The 15512-nt window shown below is 65.8% G+C and carries 12 protein-coding genes; 10 read left to right on the forward strand and 2 right to left on the reverse strand.

Going from position 1 to position 15512, the window contains the following annotated elements:
- Positions 1-78: 78 nt before the first annotated feature.
- From aceF to tal, 6 genes are all read left to right on the forward strand, one after another.
- On the forward strand, positions 79-1716 hold the full coding sequence (aceF, locus tag DFO50_RS17380) for a dihydrolipoyllysine-residue acetyltransferase (protein ID WP_112692930.1): 1638 nt from the start codon (positions 79-81) through the stop codon (positions 1714-1716).
- A 103-nt stretch (positions 1717-1819) separates the two neighbouring features.
- Positions 1820-3595, forward strand: a complete 1776-nt coding sequence (lpdA, locus tag DFO50_RS17385; protein ID WP_112692931.1) for a dihydrolipoyl dehydrogenase — start codon at positions 1820-1822, stop codon at positions 3593-3595.
- Between the two features lie 497 nt (positions 3596-4092).
- Complete coding sequence (locus DFO50_RS17390) at positions 4093-7155, forward strand: EAL domain-containing protein (RefSeq protein WP_084300094.1); 3063 nt, start codon at positions 4093-4095, stop codon at positions 7153-7155.
- Between the two features lie 108 nt (positions 7156-7263).
- Positions 7264-7953 (forward strand): phosphate regulon transcriptional regulator PhoB, encoded by a 690-nt coding sequence (gene phoB / locus DFO50_RS17395; protein WP_028499430.1) that lies wholly within the window; start codon positions 7264-7266, stop codon positions 7951-7953.
- A complete protein-coding gene (gene phoR / locus DFO50_RS17400; protein ID WP_107889074.1) occupies positions 7950-9260 on the forward strand; it encodes a phosphate regulon sensor histidine kinase PhoR in 1311 nt (436 codons plus the stop codon). Before phoB ends, phoR begins: the two co-directional genes overlap by 4 nt.
- Positions 9261-9349: 89 nt before the next feature.
- Positions 9350-10411, forward strand: coding sequence for a transaldolase (gene tal, locus DFO50_RS17405; RefSeq protein ID WP_028499428.1), 1062 nt, complete (start codon positions 9350-9352; stop codon positions 10409-10411).
- A gap of 16 nt (positions 10412-10427) precedes the next feature.
- Here the strand turns inward: tal and DFO50_RS17410 are convergent, their stop codons facing one another.
- Both DFO50_RS17410 and bioD read right to left on the reverse strand, forming a co-directional pair.
- Complete coding sequence (locus DFO50_RS17410; RefSeq protein ID WP_112692932.1) at positions 10428-11084, reverse strand: TIGR02117 family protein; 657 nt, start codon at positions 11082-11084, stop codon at positions 10428-10430.
- 5 nt (positions 11085-11089) lie between these two features.
- Positions 11090-11719 carry a dethiobiotin synthase gene (bioD, locus tag DFO50_RS17415; RefSeq protein WP_028499426.1) on the reverse strand — a complete coding sequence of 210 codons (630 nt, stop codon included), beginning with the start codon at positions 11717-11719 and terminating at the stop codon, positions 11090-11092.
- Positions 11720-11919: 200 nt separating this feature from the next.
- On the opposite strand from bioD, the gene coxB reads away from it, so the two are divergent.
- The 4 genes from coxB (at position 11920) to DFO50_RS17435 (ending at position 15503) form a co-directional block, all read left to right on the forward strand.
- Positions 11920-13038: a cytochrome c oxidase subunit II gene (gene coxB / locus DFO50_RS17420; RefSeq protein WP_028499425.1), complete on the forward strand. Its 1119-nt coding sequence runs from the start codon at positions 11920-11922 to the stop codon at positions 13036-13038.
- 11 nt (positions 13039-13049) lie between these two features.
- Positions 13050-14684 (forward strand): cytochrome c oxidase subunit I, encoded by a 1635-nt coding sequence (gene ctaD / locus DFO50_RS17425; protein ID WP_028499424.1) that lies wholly within the window; start codon positions 13050-13052, stop codon positions 14682-14684.
- 97 nt (positions 14685-14781) lie between these two features.
- The gene (locus DFO50_RS17430) at positions 14782-15330 is read left to right on the forward strand and encodes a cytochrome c oxidase assembly protein (protein WP_028499423.1); all 549 of its coding nucleotides are present in this window, start codon (positions 14782-14784) and stop codon (positions 15328-15330) included.
- Positions 15327-15503 (forward strand): DUF2970 domain-containing protein, encoded by a 177-nt coding sequence (locus tag DFO50_RS17435; protein WP_084300092.1) that lies wholly within the window; start codon positions 15327-15329, stop codon positions 15501-15503. Before DFO50_RS17430 ends, DFO50_RS17435 begins: the two co-directional genes overlap by 4 nt.
- Positions 15504-15512 lie beyond the last annotated feature (9 nt).

The raw sequence follows: 15512 nt of genomic DNA on the forward strand, positions 1-15512 counted from the left end.
GGGCCCCCGCCAGCCGGCGGGGCCCCTCGGGCGCGGGGCGGGCGGATTCGCCGCCTCGCGCCGGGCCAAGGACAAGACATGAGCCAACAAATCGAACTGAAGATTCCCGACATCGGCGGGCATGCGGGCGTGGATGTGATCGAAGTGTCCGTGAAAGTGGGCGACCGGGTGGAGAAGGACGACACGCTGGTCACGCTGGAAACGGACAAGGCGACCATGGACGTACCGGCAGAAGCCGCCGGCGTGGTGAAGGAAGTACGGGTCAAGGTCGGCGACAAGGTCGGCGAAGGTGACGTGATCGTGCTGCTGGAGGCTGAATCGGCCGCTGCGGCGCCGGTCGCTGCCCCGGCTGCTGCCACCCCTGCAGCTGCCCCGGTCGCTGTTGCCCCGGCTCCGGTGGCGGCCGCACCTGCCGCTCCCGCAGCAGCAGGTGGCCGGCAAACGCTGACCGTGCCGGATATCGGCGGCCATGACGGCGTCGACGTGATCGACGTTGCGGTCAAGGCCGGTGACCGGATTGCTGTCGACGACACGCTGATCACGCTGGAAACCGACAAGGCGACCATGGACGTGCCGGCTACCGCTGCCGGTCTGGTGGTGGAAGTGAAGGTCAGGGTCGGCGACAAGGTCGGCGAGGGCGCCGCCATTGTCGTTATCGAGGCTGAAGGCCAGGCTGCCGCCTCGCCGGCCGCCGCCCCGGCCCCGGTGGCGGCACCGGCCGCTGTCGTGACCGCGCCGGCTGCCAGCCCGGTCGTGGCGGCAGCGCCGCGTGCGGTCGCTCCGGTCGATCAGGTCGCCTTTGTTAGCGCCCATGCCGGACCGTCGGTCCGCCGCCTGGCGCGCGAGCTGGGTGTCGACCTGTCGAAGGTCTCCGGCACCGGCCGCAAGAACCGCATTACCGAAAGCGACGTCAAGACCTTCGTCAAGGGCGTGCTGCAGAACCCGGCCGCGGCCGTCGCCGCTGCGCCGGTCAACGGCTCGGGCCTCGACCTGCTGCCGTGGCCGAAGGTCGATTTCGCCAGGTTCGGTCCGGTGACCAGCGAACCGCTGTCGCGGATCAAGAAAATTTCCGGCGCCAACCTGTCGCGCAACTGGGTAATGATTCCGCATGTGACCCAGTTCGACGAGGCCGACATCACCGACATGGAAGCCTTCCGCAAGCAGATGGGCGAAGAGCTGAAGGCGGACGGGGTCAAGCTGACGCCGCTGGCCTTCCTGATCAAGGCCGCGGTCAAGGCGCTGCAGAAATTCCCGGCCTTCAATGCGTCGCTGGACGGCGACAACCTGGTGCTGAAGCAATACGTGAATATCGGCTTTGCCGCCGACACGCCCAATGGTCTGGTGGTGCCGGTGGTCAAGGACGCTGACCGGAAGAGCCTGATCGAGATTGCGCAGGAAACCGGCGTGCTGGCGAAAAAGGCCCGCGACGGCAAACTGCTGCCGGGCGACATGCAGGGTGGCTGCTTCTCGATTTCCAGCCTGGGCGGTATTGGAGGCACGGCGTTCACGCCGATCATCAATGCCCCGGAAGTCGCCATCCTCGGCGTGTCCAAGTCGGCGATCAAGCCGGTGTGGAACGGCAAGGAATTCGCGCCGCGGCTGATGCTGCCGCTGAGCCTGTCCTACGATCACCGCGTGATCGACGGCGCGGCCGCTGCGCGTTTCACCAGCTACCTGAGCCAGGTGCTGGGTGATATCCGCCGCCTGATGCTGTGACGCCGGAAGCGGCATGCCGTCCTGGTGGCGGCATGCCGCAGACCCACAAACAGAATTCAGGCATGGGCGGCGGCAACGCCCTCGTCCATGCCCGGGAAAACCTATGAGCCAAATCGAACTGAAGATTCCCGACATCGGCGGGCATGCGGGCGTGGATGTGATCGAAGTGTCCGTGAAAGTGGGCGACCGGGTGGAGAAGGATGACACGCTGGTCACGCTGGAAACGGACAAGGCGACCATGGACGTACCGGCAGAAGCTGCCGGCGTGGTGACGGAAGTCCGGATCAAGGTCGGCGACAAGGTCGGCGAAGGTGACGTGATCGTGCTGCTGGAGGCCGGATCGGCCGCTGCCGTAGCCGCCGCACCGGCTGCTGCCACTCCTGCTGCTGCGCCAGTTGCCCCGGTGGCCGCACCCGCCGCTGCAGGCGCCTTTGCCGGCAATGCCGACATCGAGTGCGATGTGCTGGTGCTTGGTGGCGGGCCCGGTGGCTACTCGGCTGCGTTCCGCAGTGCCGACCTGGGTCAGAAGACCGTGATCGTCGAGCGTTATTCGACGCTGGGTGGCGTGTGCCTGAACGTCGGCTGCATTCCGTCCAAGGCACTGCTGCACAACGCGGCGGTGATCGACGAAGTGGCCCACCTGGAAAGTCACGGCATCAAGTTCGGCAAGCCGGAAGTCGACGTCGACGTGCTGCGCGCCTACAAGGACAAGGTCATCGGCAAGCTGACCGGTGGCCTGGCCGGCATGGCCCGCGCGCGCAAGGTCGATATCGTGCGCGGCGAAGGCCGCTTCCTCGATGCGAACCATCTTGAGGTCAGCGTGACCCTGGGTGAAGGCCGCGAACAGACCGGCGAACGCAAGGTGATCCGCTTCAAGCAGGCGATCATTGCCGTCGGCAGCCGGGTGGTGAAGCTGCCGTTCATTCCCGAGGACCCGCGCATTGTCGATTCGACCGGCGCGCTGGCGCTGCGTTCGGTGCCGAAACGCATGCTGATTATCGGTGGCGGCATCATTGGCCTGGAAATGGGCACGGTGTACTCGACGCTGGGTGCGCGTCTCGACGTGGTCGAGATGATGGACGGCCTGATGCAGGGCGCGGATCGCGATCTGGTCAAGGTGTGGGAAAAGTGGAACAGCCACCGCTTCGACAACATCATGCTGAACACCCGCACCACGGCGGTCGAGGCGAAGGAAGACGGCATCTGGGTCACGTTCGAGGGCGAAAAGGCCCCGGCCGGCCCGCAATGCTACGACCTGGTACTGGTTGCCGCCGGCCGTGCGCCGAACGGCAAGCTGATCGGTGCGGAAAACGCCGGTGTGCTGGTCAACGAACGCGGCTTTATCCCGGTCGACCAGCAGCAGCGGACCAACGTGCCCAACATCTACGCCATCGGCGACGTGGTCGGCCAGCCGATGCTGGCGCACAAGGGGGTACACGAGGGGCATGTGGCGGCGGAAAACTGCGCCGGTCACAAGGCGTATTTTGATGCCCGCGTGATTCCGGGCGTCGCCTACACCGATCCGGAAGTCGCCTGGGTCGGCGTGACCGAGGATGAGGCCAGAAAGGCCGGTCGCAAGATCAGCAAGGGCGTGTTCCCGTGGGCCGCCAGCGGCCGCGCGATCGCCAATGGCCGCGACGAAGGCTTCACCAAGCTGATTTTTGATGCCGACAGCGGCCATATCGTCGGTGGTGCCATTGTCGGACCGCATGCCGGCGACATGATCGGTGAAATCTGCCTGGCGATTGAAATGGGCTGCGATGCCGAGGATATCGGCAAGACCATCCATCCGCACCCGACCATGGGCGAATCGGTCGGCATGGCGGCCGAGGTGGCGCTGGGCGTGTGTACCGACCTGCCGCCGCAACGACGCAAGTAAGCAAAAAAGCCAAAAAATCGCCCCGTGCCGGAATTTTCGGTTCGGGGCGATTTTTTATGCTCATGTACTTAGTCGGGAAGCCGGTGCCCGCTATCAATATGATTTGTCTGAATACTCTGCCCGGCATGGGTCGTTACTCAAGGAGCCAGTGCTTGTCGCCACCGCCTGAAACTGTGATTTGTGCTGCAGTTCACGGCCTGTCTGGTGTAGATTTGACCCCTGCCGAAGCGGCTGAAAGATAATTTTGTGCCAACGGTGTGCTTTTGTTTCACACAAGGCATAATCGACCCGCCTTTATTATTACGAATAGCATAACGGGAGCGTGACTTTGGGGCGGGAAGGCAGGGAGTGGAGCGTACAGCAGGGCCGGCCATCCCGGGCACGGGGGCTGCGGCCTGACGGGCGTCGTCCTTCGCTCACCGGTTCTCCCTGTTTGCGCTGCCATCCGGCCCTGGGGCGGCTGCGCATGCCCGACCGCACTCAGTCCCCCGCGCATCATGGCTGAACGCATCCCTTCCCACCTGCCGTTGAGCCTGTATCCGATCGACCGGCTGCGCCGGATCCTGGTGATCGGTTTCTGCCTGCTTGTGCTGCTGGTGACTTCCGGGCTGCTGATTACCGGCTGGCACGGCTACCGCAATGCGCTGGAAGCCGAACGCAGCCAGCTTGGTTCCCTGTCCCGGGTGCTGGCTGCCCATTTCTCGCAAGTCTTCCGCGCCTCGACCGGGCAACTGATGTCCCTGACCCGTTCCGAGGAAGTGCAGGCCCTGCTGGCAAAGCGCAACGAGGCGGCGCTGCACGACGTGCTGCGCGATGCGCTGATGCTCGATCCGCAATCCAATTTCCTGACCGTGGCCGATCGTCACGGCGACGTGGTCGCCACCTCGATGGTCTACCCGGTGCACCAGCTGGACATTCGCGGGCGCGAAGTCTTCGAGTCGCTGCGTCGCAACCCGGCGCAGGCGTTTCTGTTCGGCCGGCCGGTCGCCAACCGCATCAACCAGCATCAGTTCGTGCCGATGGCGGCGCCGATCGAAAGTGGCGGTCGCCTGCATGGCGTGGTGATGGCGGGGATCGATCCCGGTTTTTTTCAGGCGTTCTACCGCACGCTGGGCATTGACGACGATACCGCGATCGATCTGCTGCAGCAGGACGGTACCCGGCTGATTTCGTTTCCGGAACAGAGCCTGGCGCAGACAACATCGCCACAGCGCGCCCGCATCGTCTCGGGGCTGATCCGCGATCGCCGCGAGGGCGGGCTGTTCGAATCGGTGCTGGACGGCGACACCCGGCTGGTCGCCATTGCGCCACTGGAGAAACTGCCGCTGGTGGTCAGCGTCAGCCGCAGCAAGTCCCGGGCGCTGGCCGGCTGGTGGGCGGAGATGCTGTCCAAGGGCCTGCTGCTGGCCCTGACCATGGCCGGCCTGACTGCCCTGCTGCTGGTACTGCTCGCGCAGCTGAAGCGGCTGGAGCGCAGCGAACGGCGACTGCGACTGACACAGAACTCGGTCGACAACAGCGCCGAGCTGGTGCTGTGGGTGTTTGCCGACGGCACGGTCAGTTACGCCAATCGCGAGGCAACCCGCTGCCTGGCACGGAACGACGAGATCCTGATTGGACGGCGCATCGGCAGCCTGATGCCGCAGCTGGAGCCGGATCGCTGGCGTGCGCTGTACCTGCGCGGACTGGACCGGCAAAGCGAACTGTTCGAATGCACGCTGCGGCTGGCGGACGGCACCGAAGTCGCGGCGGAAGTGACCAGCAGCGTGCTGGTGCGCGAGACCGGCGAGACCGTCATGTGCCTGCAGGCGCGCGACATCAGCGCGCGGCGCCGGACCGAGGCCGCGCTGGCCGCCAGCGAGGCCCGGTTGCGGCTGGCGCTGGAAGCGTCCGATACCGCGCTGTACGAAATGGACCTGTCCAGCGGCAAAATCGTGCTGACCGGCTCGGTGCTGCGCCGCTTCGGCCTGCACTCAAGCCACTTGGAACTGCCGCTCGAAGCCTGGTTTGCCCATCTGCATGAAGAGGATCGCGCCCGGGTCGAAGCCGAATTCACCGGCTGGCAGCGGGTGCCGCCGGAACGGGTGGAAAGCACGCACCGGGTCAATGTGCGCAACGGCGAAACGCGCTGGGTGCAGGCTCGCGGCCAGTTTGTCGACCCTGATGTGCTGGGTCGGCCGCAGCGGCTGATCGGCACCATCAACGACGTGACCGCGCAGAAACTCAACGAGGCGCGCATCGAGTATTACGCGCGCTTCGATGCGCTGACCGGGCTGGCCAACCGCTATGCGCTGTACCAGCACCTGTCGCATGCGATCGACGAGGCCGAAGTCCAGGAGCGGCCGATCGGCGTGCTGTTCATCGACCTGGACAACTTCAAGAACATCAACGATTCGCTAGGCCATGCCGTCGGCGACGAAGTGCTGAAGGCGGTAGCCGGCCGGCTGGACGAATTCATTGGCCCGGACGATACGCTGGCGCGCCTGGGCGGCGACGAATTCCTGATCATCCTGCCCGGTGCCACCGAGCAGGGCGCCGGCGAGGTGGCCTCGTGCATCGTCACCGCGATGTCGGTGCCGTTCCGGGTCGGCGAACGTGAACTGTCGACCACGCCGTCGATCGGCATCAGCCTGTATCCGCGTGACGGCATCGAGGCCGATCACCTGATCCGCAACGCCGACGCGGCGATGTACCAGGCCAAGGGGCGCGGACGCAATACCTTCCAGTTCTACAGCAGCGACATGAACGACCGCGCCGCCGAGCGGCTGGAGCTGGAAGTGCAGCTGCGCACGGCCCATCTGCGCGGCGAGCTGTGTTTGCACTACCAGCCGCAGGTGGATGCCATCAGCGGCCGCATCGTCGGTGCCGAGGCGCTGATGCGCTGGCAGCATCCCGAATACGGCATGATCTCGCCGGGACGTTTCATCCCGATCGCCGAGGAAAGCGGGCTGATCGTGCAGATCGGCGACTGGGCGATCCGCGAAGCCTGCCGGCAGGCCGTTGTCTGGCAGCGGCAGGGGCTGGAGCCGATCACGGTTGCGGTCAACCTGTCCGGCCGGCAGTTCCAGCAGCCGAACTTCGTCGCCCAGGTGGCTGATGCGCTGGTCGAGACCGGTCTGGCGCCGCAATGGCTGGAACTGGAAGTGACCGAGAGCATCGTCATGCACGATGTGCGGCAGGTGATCGCCACGCTGTCCGAGCTCAAACAGCTCGGGGTACAGCTGTCGATCGACGACTTCGGCACCGGCTACTCCAGCCTCAGCTATCTGAAGCGCTTCCCGGTCGACCTGCTGAAAATCGACCAGAGCTTCGTGCGCGACCTGGAGAACGACGATTCAGACGCCGCCATCGTGCGCGCCGTGATTTCGCTGGGCAAGCACCTGAACCTGCGCCTGGTGGCCGAAGGGGTGGAGACCGAAGGGCAGTTCGCCTTCCTGCAGGCGGCCGGCGTCGACCTGATCCAGGGCTTCTGGTTCAGCCGCCCGCTGCTGGCGGAAGATTTCGCTGCCCGGTTGCGCGACGACCAGGCCGAGGCGAGGGTGGCCGATCTGGCAGGCTGAGCGGCCCGGCTCTCCGCTATTTGCATTTTGTAGGTGACTTGTCATGTTTCGGTAACAGGCCGTTTCTATGCTTGCCACAATTCTTGCAGCCAGGACCCGACTTCCCCCATGCCCGCCAACATTCTGCTTGTCGAAGACGAGCCGGCGATCCAGGAACTGATCGCCTTCAATCTGAACCAGTCCGGGCACCACGTGCTGCGTGCCGCCAGCGCGGAAGCCGCAATGACACTGGTCAAGAACGCCCTGCCGGATCTGGTGCTGCTCGACTGGATGCTGCCAGGCCAGAGCGGGATCGAGTTTGCGAAGAAACTGCGCGCCGACGAGCGGACCCGCGCCGTGCCGATCATCATGCTGACCGCTCGCTCCGACGAGCAGGACAAGATCACCGGGCTGGAAACCGGCGCCGACGATTACATCACCAAGCCGTTCTCGCCGCGCGAGCTGCAGGCACGGATCAAGGCCGTGCTGCGTCGCCGCGCGCCGCAGATGACCGACGATGCGGTCGAGGTGCGCGGGCTCAAGCTCGATCCGGGCACGCACCGGGTCTATGCCGGCGACCAGCCGCTCGATCTCGGCCCGACCGAGTTCCGCCTGCTGCACTTCTTCATGACCCACCCGGAACGCGTGCACAGCCGTGCCCAGCTGCTCGACCAGGTCTGGGGCGACCATGTGTTCGTCGAGGAGCGTACCGTCGACGTTCATATCCGCCGCCTGCGCAGCGCGCTGGAAGGCAGCGGCCATGATTCGCTGGTGCAGACCGTGCGAGGCACGGGCTACCGCTTCTCGGCCCAGGCATGAAGGCATTCCTGACCCGCAGTGCCGCCTGGGCCGGCGTCCTGTGCCTGTTCGCACTGGCTGCGTGGTTCACCGCCGGTGCCGCTGCGCTGTTCGCCGTGCTGGCGGTCGGTCTGGCGGCGTGGCTGGTCTTCCATCTGTACCACGTTGCGCTGCTGATCCAGTGGATGCGCCATCCGCGTCCGGAGCGCATTCCCGAGGGGCTGGGAAGCTGGCAGCAGATCTTCTCCGCGCTGTACCGCCAGGCGCGCCAGCAGAGCATGAACCAGAAGAAGCTGTCGAATGTGCTCGAACGCTTCATCAATGCCGGCGAAGCCATGCCGGACGGCGTGGTGGTGCTCGACGAGCACGACCGTATCGAATGGCTGAACCCGATGGCGGTCGAGCACTTCGCCCTCGACCGCAAGGGCGACGTCGGCAACCAGATCGCCAACCTGGTGCGTCAGCCCGGCTTTCATCGCTACCTGACCGAACAGAACTACAGCCAGCCGCTGATCCTGCGCCAGTCGCAGCCGACCGAGCGGGTGCTGTCGGTGCAGCTGGTGCCGTTCGACTCGACCCGCAAGCTGATCCTGTCGCGCGACATCACCCAGCTGGAACGGGTGCAGACCGTGCACCGTGATTTCGTCGCCAATGTGTCGCATGAGCTGCGCACGCCGCTGACGGTGATTGGCGGCTTTGTCGAGACGCTGGTCGACATGGAGTCGCCCAGCCCCGAAGTGCTGCGCCAGTTCCTGCCGCTGATGATGGAGCAGGCGCGGCGCATGCAGAGCCTGGTCGAGGACCTGCTGACGCTGTCGCGGCTGGAGAACGGCGGCGGCACCCAGACCGACCGCGTCGACATGGATGAATTGCTGCGCGTGCTGCTGGTCGAGGCGCAGGGGCTGTCGCAGGGCCGGCATGAGGTGGTGCTGGAGCAGCAGAGCGACCGCTGGCTGTGGGGCTCGGTCAACGAACTGCACAGCGCATTCGGCAACCTGGTGTCCAATGCCATCCGCTACACGCCGGCCGGCGGCGCCGTGACCCTGCGCTGGCAGTTCGACGGCAACCGCGCCGTGTTCAGCGTGACCGATTCCGGCATCGGCATCGCCCGCGAACACCTGCCGCGACTGACCGAACGCTTCTACCGGGTGGACCGGGGACGTTCGCGCAACTCGGGCGGCACCGGTCTTGGCCTGGCCATCGTCAAGCATGTGCTGGCGCGCCACCATGCGCGGCTGGAAGTCAGCAGCGAGCTGGAAAAAGGCAGTACTTTCAGCGTGTCGTTCCCGCGCGAGCGGGTCGCCGAACCGGACGCGGTCACGCCATAGCGCGCGGATTGCGCGCGGACGTGGCGGCAAAGGAACCGTCGCGCTAGGATGTTTGTCTGAATCCTGTAGAACAAGAACGGACAAGCCTCATGAAGCGACTCTCCGCCATACGCCCGCTGGGCCAGCGCATCTGGCTCGACAACCTGTCACGCGAACTGCTGCAGACCGGCGCGCTGGAATGCCTGGTCCGGGATGACGGCATTGCCGGCGTCACCTCGAACCCCGCCATCTTCGAAAAAGCCATTCGCCACGATCCGCGTTACCAGACCGATCTCGGCCGCCTGAAGGCGGTGCCGAAACTGTCGGCCGAAGAGCGTTACGAAGCCCTGGTCATCCCCGACATCCAGCTGGCGTGCGACCAGTTGCGTGATGCCTATGTCGGCAGCCATGGCGAAGACGGCTATGTGAGCCTGGAAGTGTCGCCGCTGCTCGCCGATGACGAGGCCGGCACGCTGGCGGCCGCCCGCCGGCTGTGGCGTGCGATTGCGCGTCCCAACGCCATGATCAAGATCCCGGCGACGCCGGCCGGCATCGCCGCCTTCCGCACGCTGATCCGCGAAGGGATCAACGTCAACATCACGCTGCTGTTCTCGCTGCGCCAGGTCGAGGCGGTGTGGGACGCCTATATCGCCGGCCTGAATGCGCGCATGGACGACGACCTGCCGCTGCATCACGTCAAGGCGGTCGCCAGCTTCTTCCTGTCCCGCGTCGACAGTCTGCTCGATCCGCAACTGCCGGAGGCCCTGCGCGGCAAGAGCGCGCTGGCGCTGGCGAAGAGCGCCTATCAGCGCTATCTGGAACGGTTTCACGGCAGCGAGTTCGCGCCGCTGCGCGCCCATGGCGCCTGCCCGCAATACCTGCTGTGGGCCAGCACCGGCACCAAGGACCCGGCCTACTCCGATGTGATGTACGTGGAAGGCCTGATCGGCAAGGACACGGTGAATACCGTGCCGGACGCCACGCTGGCCGCTTTCCGCGACCATGGCGAAGCCGCGCCGACGCTGACGGCCGGACTGGATGCGGTCGATGCGCAACTGGCCGCGCTGGTCGCTGCCGGCATCGACCTCGACCAGGTCGGCGACACGTTGCAGCAGCAGGGACTGGCGCTGTTCGACAACGCCTACCGCGCCCTGCTGGAACTGACCGCCTGAGCGGCAAGGACGCCGTTCAGCGCAGGTGACCGAGTACGTTGCCGGCGAATGGCGTCCACCATCCCATCTTCACTCCTGCGTCGCGCAGCAGGCTGCCGCTCCACACATTGCAGGTCTGCAGCAGGCTGTAGCGGCCATTGGCCGGGTAGAACGCATCGTGGTCGCCATAGGCCATGCCGGCCAGCGGCGTGAGCGGCGCGGCGAAGCGGGCGAGGATGCGCTGCTGCAGCGCACGGTAGTCGGCCGGGGACAGCGGCACGGCGCGGCAGTCGCGCTGCCCGGCCGGATCGGACCGGTAGCCGACATGCATCAGGCTGCGGTTCAGCCCCAGCGCAGCCGACAGGGCCATGCCGGGGCGCAGGTCCGACCAGTCGCGGGTTTCGAGATAGAAGCGCCGGCTGCCCCAGCCAAAGCCCAGCCAGCCCAGCGCGCGGACATCCGCGCGGAAGTGGGACGGCGGGAACCACCGGGACAGATCGGGTCCGGTGCCGCCGGCGTCCCGCACCGGCAGGACCAGATCGACATGCACCCCATTGCTGCAGGCGTAGACCGGTACTGTGGCGCCGTTCGCCTGCGGGCGACCGGGCGACGACAGCCAGTCGCCGAGCAGCACGCTGGCGGCGCCATAGCCGAGCGGCAGCGCCAGCAGGCCCGACAGCAGCGTTCGCCTCATCGGCGTCACTGACCGGTGTACGGGACTTCCAGCAACAGCGGGGCGGCGATCTTCGCCTTCAGCGTGGCCAGATTGTCTTCATGGCGCGCCATGTCGGGGTCGATGCGGTTGGCGATCCAGCCGGCCAGCGGCAGACCACGGTCGACAATGGCCTGCGCGCTGAGACGCGCATGATTGATGCAGCCGAGGCGCATGCCGACCACCAGCATGACCGGCAGATCCAGTGCCACCGCCAGGTCGGCGATGTCCAGCCGGTCGGACAGCGGCGCCAGCCAGCCGCCGGCCCCTTCCACCAGCACGATGTCGGCCTGCCGGGCCAGCGACTGGTAATGCTCGACCAGCCGCGCCAGGCTGATTTCGACCCCGGCGTCGCGGGCGGCGAAATGCGGCGAGATCGCCGGCTCGAAACGATAGGGATTCATCAGCTCGCGGTCGCGCTGGCCGGTCGCCGCCACCAGCCGCTCCACATCGCCATTGACCAGCGTGCCGTCGGCCGCACGCTCGCAGCCGGACGCCACCGGTTTCATCGCCAGCACACGCCGGCCGTCGCGCCGCCAGCGTTCGATCAGCTGTACGGCGACATGGGTCTTGCCGACATCGGTGTCGGTACCGGTAAGGAAATAGCCCTGGGCCATGGATGAATGTCCGTGAGGATCGGACGGACGAGTGTAGCGCGACGCACCCGGATACGGTGGGCTATTGCGCCCGCTGCATCGCAACATACTGTTGCGAATGGAATTTCTTTCTTGCCCATCGCCATCGTTGCTACATATACCGAGGTGATACGGCGCAGCGAGTGACAAGACGCCGTCCGCCATTTCTGCGGGGGGAAACCATGATTCGTACCGTCGCAACGGCCTGTGCCGTTGTCGCGCCGACGGCGCGCGCGGACTGGGCGCTGAATCTCCAGGCACCCGTCACCCGGATTGCCCGCGACATTTTCGATCTGCACACCATGCTGCTGCTGGTGTGCGTGACGATCTTCGTCGTGGTGTTCGCCGTGATGTTCTATTCGATCTTCCGCCACCGCAAGGCGGCCGGTCATCAGGCGCGGCACTTTCACGAAAACACCACGGTCGAGGTGATCTGGACCGTGATCCCGTTCGTGATCCTGGTCGTCATGGCACTGCCGGCCACGCGCACCATCCTTGCCCAGAAAGACGCCAGCGGCGCCGACATGACGGTCAAGGTGACCGGCTACCAGTGGAAATGGGGTTACGACTATGTCGATGACGGGCTGAGTTTCGTCAGCAACCTGTCGACGCCGCGCGCGCAGATCGAGCGCAACGTGCCCCGGAACGCCGAATACCTGCTCGAAGTCGACCAGCCGATGGTGGTGCCGGTCGGACGCAAGGTCCGGCTGATCATCACCGCCAATGACGTCATCCATTCGTGGTGGGTACCGGCTCTCGGGGTCAAGCAGGATGCGATCCCGGGGTTTGTCCGCGATGCCTGGTTCAAGATCGACCGTCCCGGCGTCTATCGCGGCCAGTGCGCCGAGCTGTGCGGCAAGGAGCATGGCTTCATGCCGATCGTGGTCGATGCGCGCAGCCCGGCCGACTACCAGGTGTGGCTGGACGCGCAGAAGAAACAGGCGGCCGCGCAGCGTGACGACCCGGACAAGGTGTGGACGCTGGCCGACCTGAAGGCGCGTGGCGAGAAGGTCTACCAGGCCAACTGTGTCGTCTGTCACCAGGCCGACGGGCACGGCATCCCCGGCAACTTCCCGTCCATCGCCGGCTCGGCCATCGCCACCGGCGCGCCGGCCGCCCATATCGATATCGTGCTCAACGGCAGCCGGAAGAACCCGGCCATGGCGGCCTGGGGCAAGCAGCTCGGCGATACCGATCTCGCCGCGGTCATCACCTTCGAACGCAATGCCTTCGGCAACCACACCGGTGACGTGGTGCAGCCGAAGGACATCGTCGCCGCGCGCGGCGGCAAGACCGCCTGAGGAGGCTTCACATGACGACGGTTGTCGAACCGGGCCTGGCCCACGATGAGCACGCCGCCCCCCATCACGGTCATCCGCAGGGCTGGCGGCGCTGGCTGTACGCGACCAATCACAAGGACATCGGCACGCTGTACCTGACCTTCGCCTTCATCATGTTCCTGTCCGGCGGGGTGCTGGCGCTGGCGATCCGCGCCGAACTGTTCCGGCCCGGCCTGCAGTTCTGGCAACCGGAGCTGTTCAACCAGTTCACCACGCTGCACGGGCTGATCATGGTGTTCGGCGCCATCATGCCGGCCTTTACCGGGCTGATGAACTGGATGATCCCGCTGCTGATCGGCGCCCCGGACATGGCCTTCGCGCGGATGAACAACTGGAGCTTCTGGCTGCTGCCGCCGGCCGCCCTGCTGCTGATGCTGTCGTTCGCCGTGCCGGGTGGCGCCGCGGCAGCGGGCTGGACGCTGTACGCGCCGCTGTCGACGCAGATGGGCGTCGGCATGGACATGACCATCTTCGCCATCCACATCATGGGCATCAGCTCGATCATGGGCTCGATCAACATCATCACCACCATCCTGAACATGCGCGCGCCGGGCATGACACTGATGAAAATGCCGATGTTCGTCTGGACCTCGCTGATCACCGCCTACCTGCTGATCGCGGTGATGCCGGTGCTGGCCGGCGCGGTGACCATGGTGCTGACCGACCGCCATTTCGGCACCCACTTCTTCAATGCCGCCGGCGGCGGCGATCCGGTGCTGTACCAGCACATTTTCTGGTTCTTCGGCCATCCTGAGGTCTACATCATGGCGCTGCCGGCCTTCGGCGTCGTCAGCCAGGTGATTCCGGCCTTCAGCCGCAAGCCGCTGTTCGGCTATCACTCGATGGTGTACGCAACATCCAGCATTGCCATCCTGTCGTTCATGGTCTGGGCGCACCACATGTTCACTACCGGCATGCCGGCGACCGCGCAACTGTTCTTCATGTACTCGACCATGCTGATCGCGGTGCCGACCGGGGTGAAGGTATTCAACTGGGTCGCCACCATGTGGCAGGGCGCGATGAGCTTCGAGACGCCGATGCTGTTCGCCATCGGCTTCGTCTGCCTGTTCACCATGGGCGGGCTGTCCGGCGTGGTGCTGTCGGTGGCGGCGGTCGACGTGCAACTGCAGGATACCTACTACGTGGTCGCTCACTTTCATTACGTACTGGTCGCCGGCGCGCTGTTCAGCCTGTTCTCGGCCACCTACTACTGGCTGCCGAAGTGGAGCGGGCGGATGTACAACGAGCGCATGGGCCGCTTCCACTTCTGGTGGTCGCTGGTCTGGTTCAACGTCACCTTCTTCCCGATGCACTTCCTTGGCCTGGCCGGCATGCCACGGCGGATTCCCGACTACGCCCTGCAGTTTTCCGGCTTCAACGAGGTCGCCAGCATCGGTGCTTTCCTGTTCGGCTTCGGCCAGCTGATCTTCCTGTACAACGTGCTGTGGACAATCCGGTACGGGCCGCCGGCACCGGCTCGGCCGTGGGAGGGTGCCGATACGCTGGAATGGACCGAGCCGAGCCCGGCGCCGTACCACTCGTTCTCGGACCCGGCCGAGGTCGCCCATGCCGAATTCGACCTCAACGGCCGGGTGGTGCGGCGATGAAACCGGCGACCCGTACCGCCTGGCTGGCCGCCGCGTTCGCGCTGGCGTGCTTTGTCGGCGTCATGCTGCGCCAGGCCATCAGCGGAGGGCTGGGCGGATGACGGCCCCGACGGTGGATCGTGCGGCCGGCAACCGCGTGCTGCTGTACAAACTGCTGGTGATTGCCGTGCTGATGTTCGGCTTCGCCTTTGCGCTGATTCCGTTCTATCGCGAGATCTGCGCCGCACTCGGGCTCAACGAGCTGACGCGGGCGGATGCGGCGCCGGCCAATACCCAGGTCGACCTGAGCCGCAGCCTCAGTGTGGCGCTGGACGCCAATCCGCAGCCGGGGTCGCCGTTGTCGCTGGTGCCGCTGCGGCCCAGTCTGAACGTGCATCCGGGCGAATTCGCCCATGTCGAATACCGCATCGTCAACCAGAGCCAGCGCCGGATCTGGGCGCAGGCGCTGCCGGCCTATTCGCCGGTCAGCGCGGCGCAGTACTTCCACAAGCTGGAATGTTTCTGCTTTCGCGAAATGGTGCTGGAGCCCGGCGAGTCGCGCACGCTGCCGGTGGTGTTCGTGATCGATCGCCAGGTGCCGGACAGCGTCGGCGCACTGGCGCTGTCGTACCGGGTGATCGAAGTGGCGGGGAAGGGCGGGTCATGACCGTGCTGCAGACGCTGCGCACCGTGCTGGCGGCCTTCTTCGGGGTGCGTGGCCGCCGCTCGGCCGAGCGCGACCGGCAGATTTCGCCGCGCGACATCATCCTGACCGCGCTGCTGCTGGTGCTGTGCCTGATCGTCCTGCTGGTGCTGGCGGTCAGATGGATTGCGGGATAAGGAGAACGA

Origin of the sequence: Microvirgula sp. AG722, from assembly GCF_003269145.1 — a bacterium.
In the GTDB taxonomy this organism is placed as follows: Bacteria; Pseudomonadota; Gammaproteobacteria; order Burkholderiales; family Aquaspirillaceae; genus Microvirgula; species Microvirgula aerodenitrificans.

What these genes read in the sequence shown, in the direction of transcription:
- aceF (WP_112692930.1), top strand. Translation starts at nt 79, where the DNA reads ATGAGCCAACAAATCGAACTGAAGATTCCCGACATCGGCGGGCATGCG.
- DFO50_RS17410 (WP_112692932.1), bottom strand. Translation starts at nt 11,084, where the DNA reads ATGAGGCGAACGCTGCTGTCGGGCCTGCTGGCGCTGCCGCTCGGCTAT.
- tal (WP_028499428.1), top strand. Translation starts at nt 9,350, where the DNA reads ATGAAGCGACTCTCCGCCATACGCCCGCTGGGCCAGCGCATCTGGCTC.
- lpdA (WP_112692931.1), top strand. Translation starts at nt 1,820, where the DNA reads ATGAGCCAAATCGAACTGAAGATTCCCGACATCGGCGGGCATGCGGGC.
- ctaD (WP_028499424.1), top strand. Translation starts at nt 13,050, where the DNA reads ATGACGACGGTTGTCGAACCGGGCCTGGCCCACGATGAGCACGCCGCC.
- DFO50_RS17390 (WP_084300094.1), top strand. Translation starts at nt 4,093, where the DNA reads ATGGCTGAACGCATCCCTTCCCACCTGCCGTTGAGCCTGTATCCGATC.
- bioD (WP_028499426.1), bottom strand. Translation starts at nt 11,719, where the DNA reads ATGGCCCAGGGCTATTTCCTTACCGGTACCGACACCGATGTCGGCAAG.
- DFO50_RS17435 (WP_084300092.1), top strand. Translation starts at nt 15,327, where the DNA reads ATGACCGTGCTGCAGACGCTGCGCACCGTGCTGGCGGCCTTCTTCGGG.
- coxB (WP_028499425.1), top strand. Translation starts at nt 11,920, where the DNA reads ATGATTCGTACCGTCGCAACGGCCTGTGCCGTTGTCGCGCCGACGGCG.
- phoR (WP_107889074.1), top strand. Translation starts at nt 7,950, where the DNA reads ATGAAGGCATTCCTGACCCGCAGTGCCGCCTGGGCCGGCGTCCTGTGC.
- DFO50_RS17430 (WP_028499423.1), top strand. Translation starts at nt 14,782, where the DNA reads ATGACGGCCCCGACGGTGGATCGTGCGGCCGGCAACCGCGTGCTGCTG.
- phoB (WP_028499430.1), top strand. Translation starts at nt 7,264, where the DNA reads ATGCCCGCCAACATTCTGCTTGTCGAAGACGAGCCGGCGATCCAGGAA.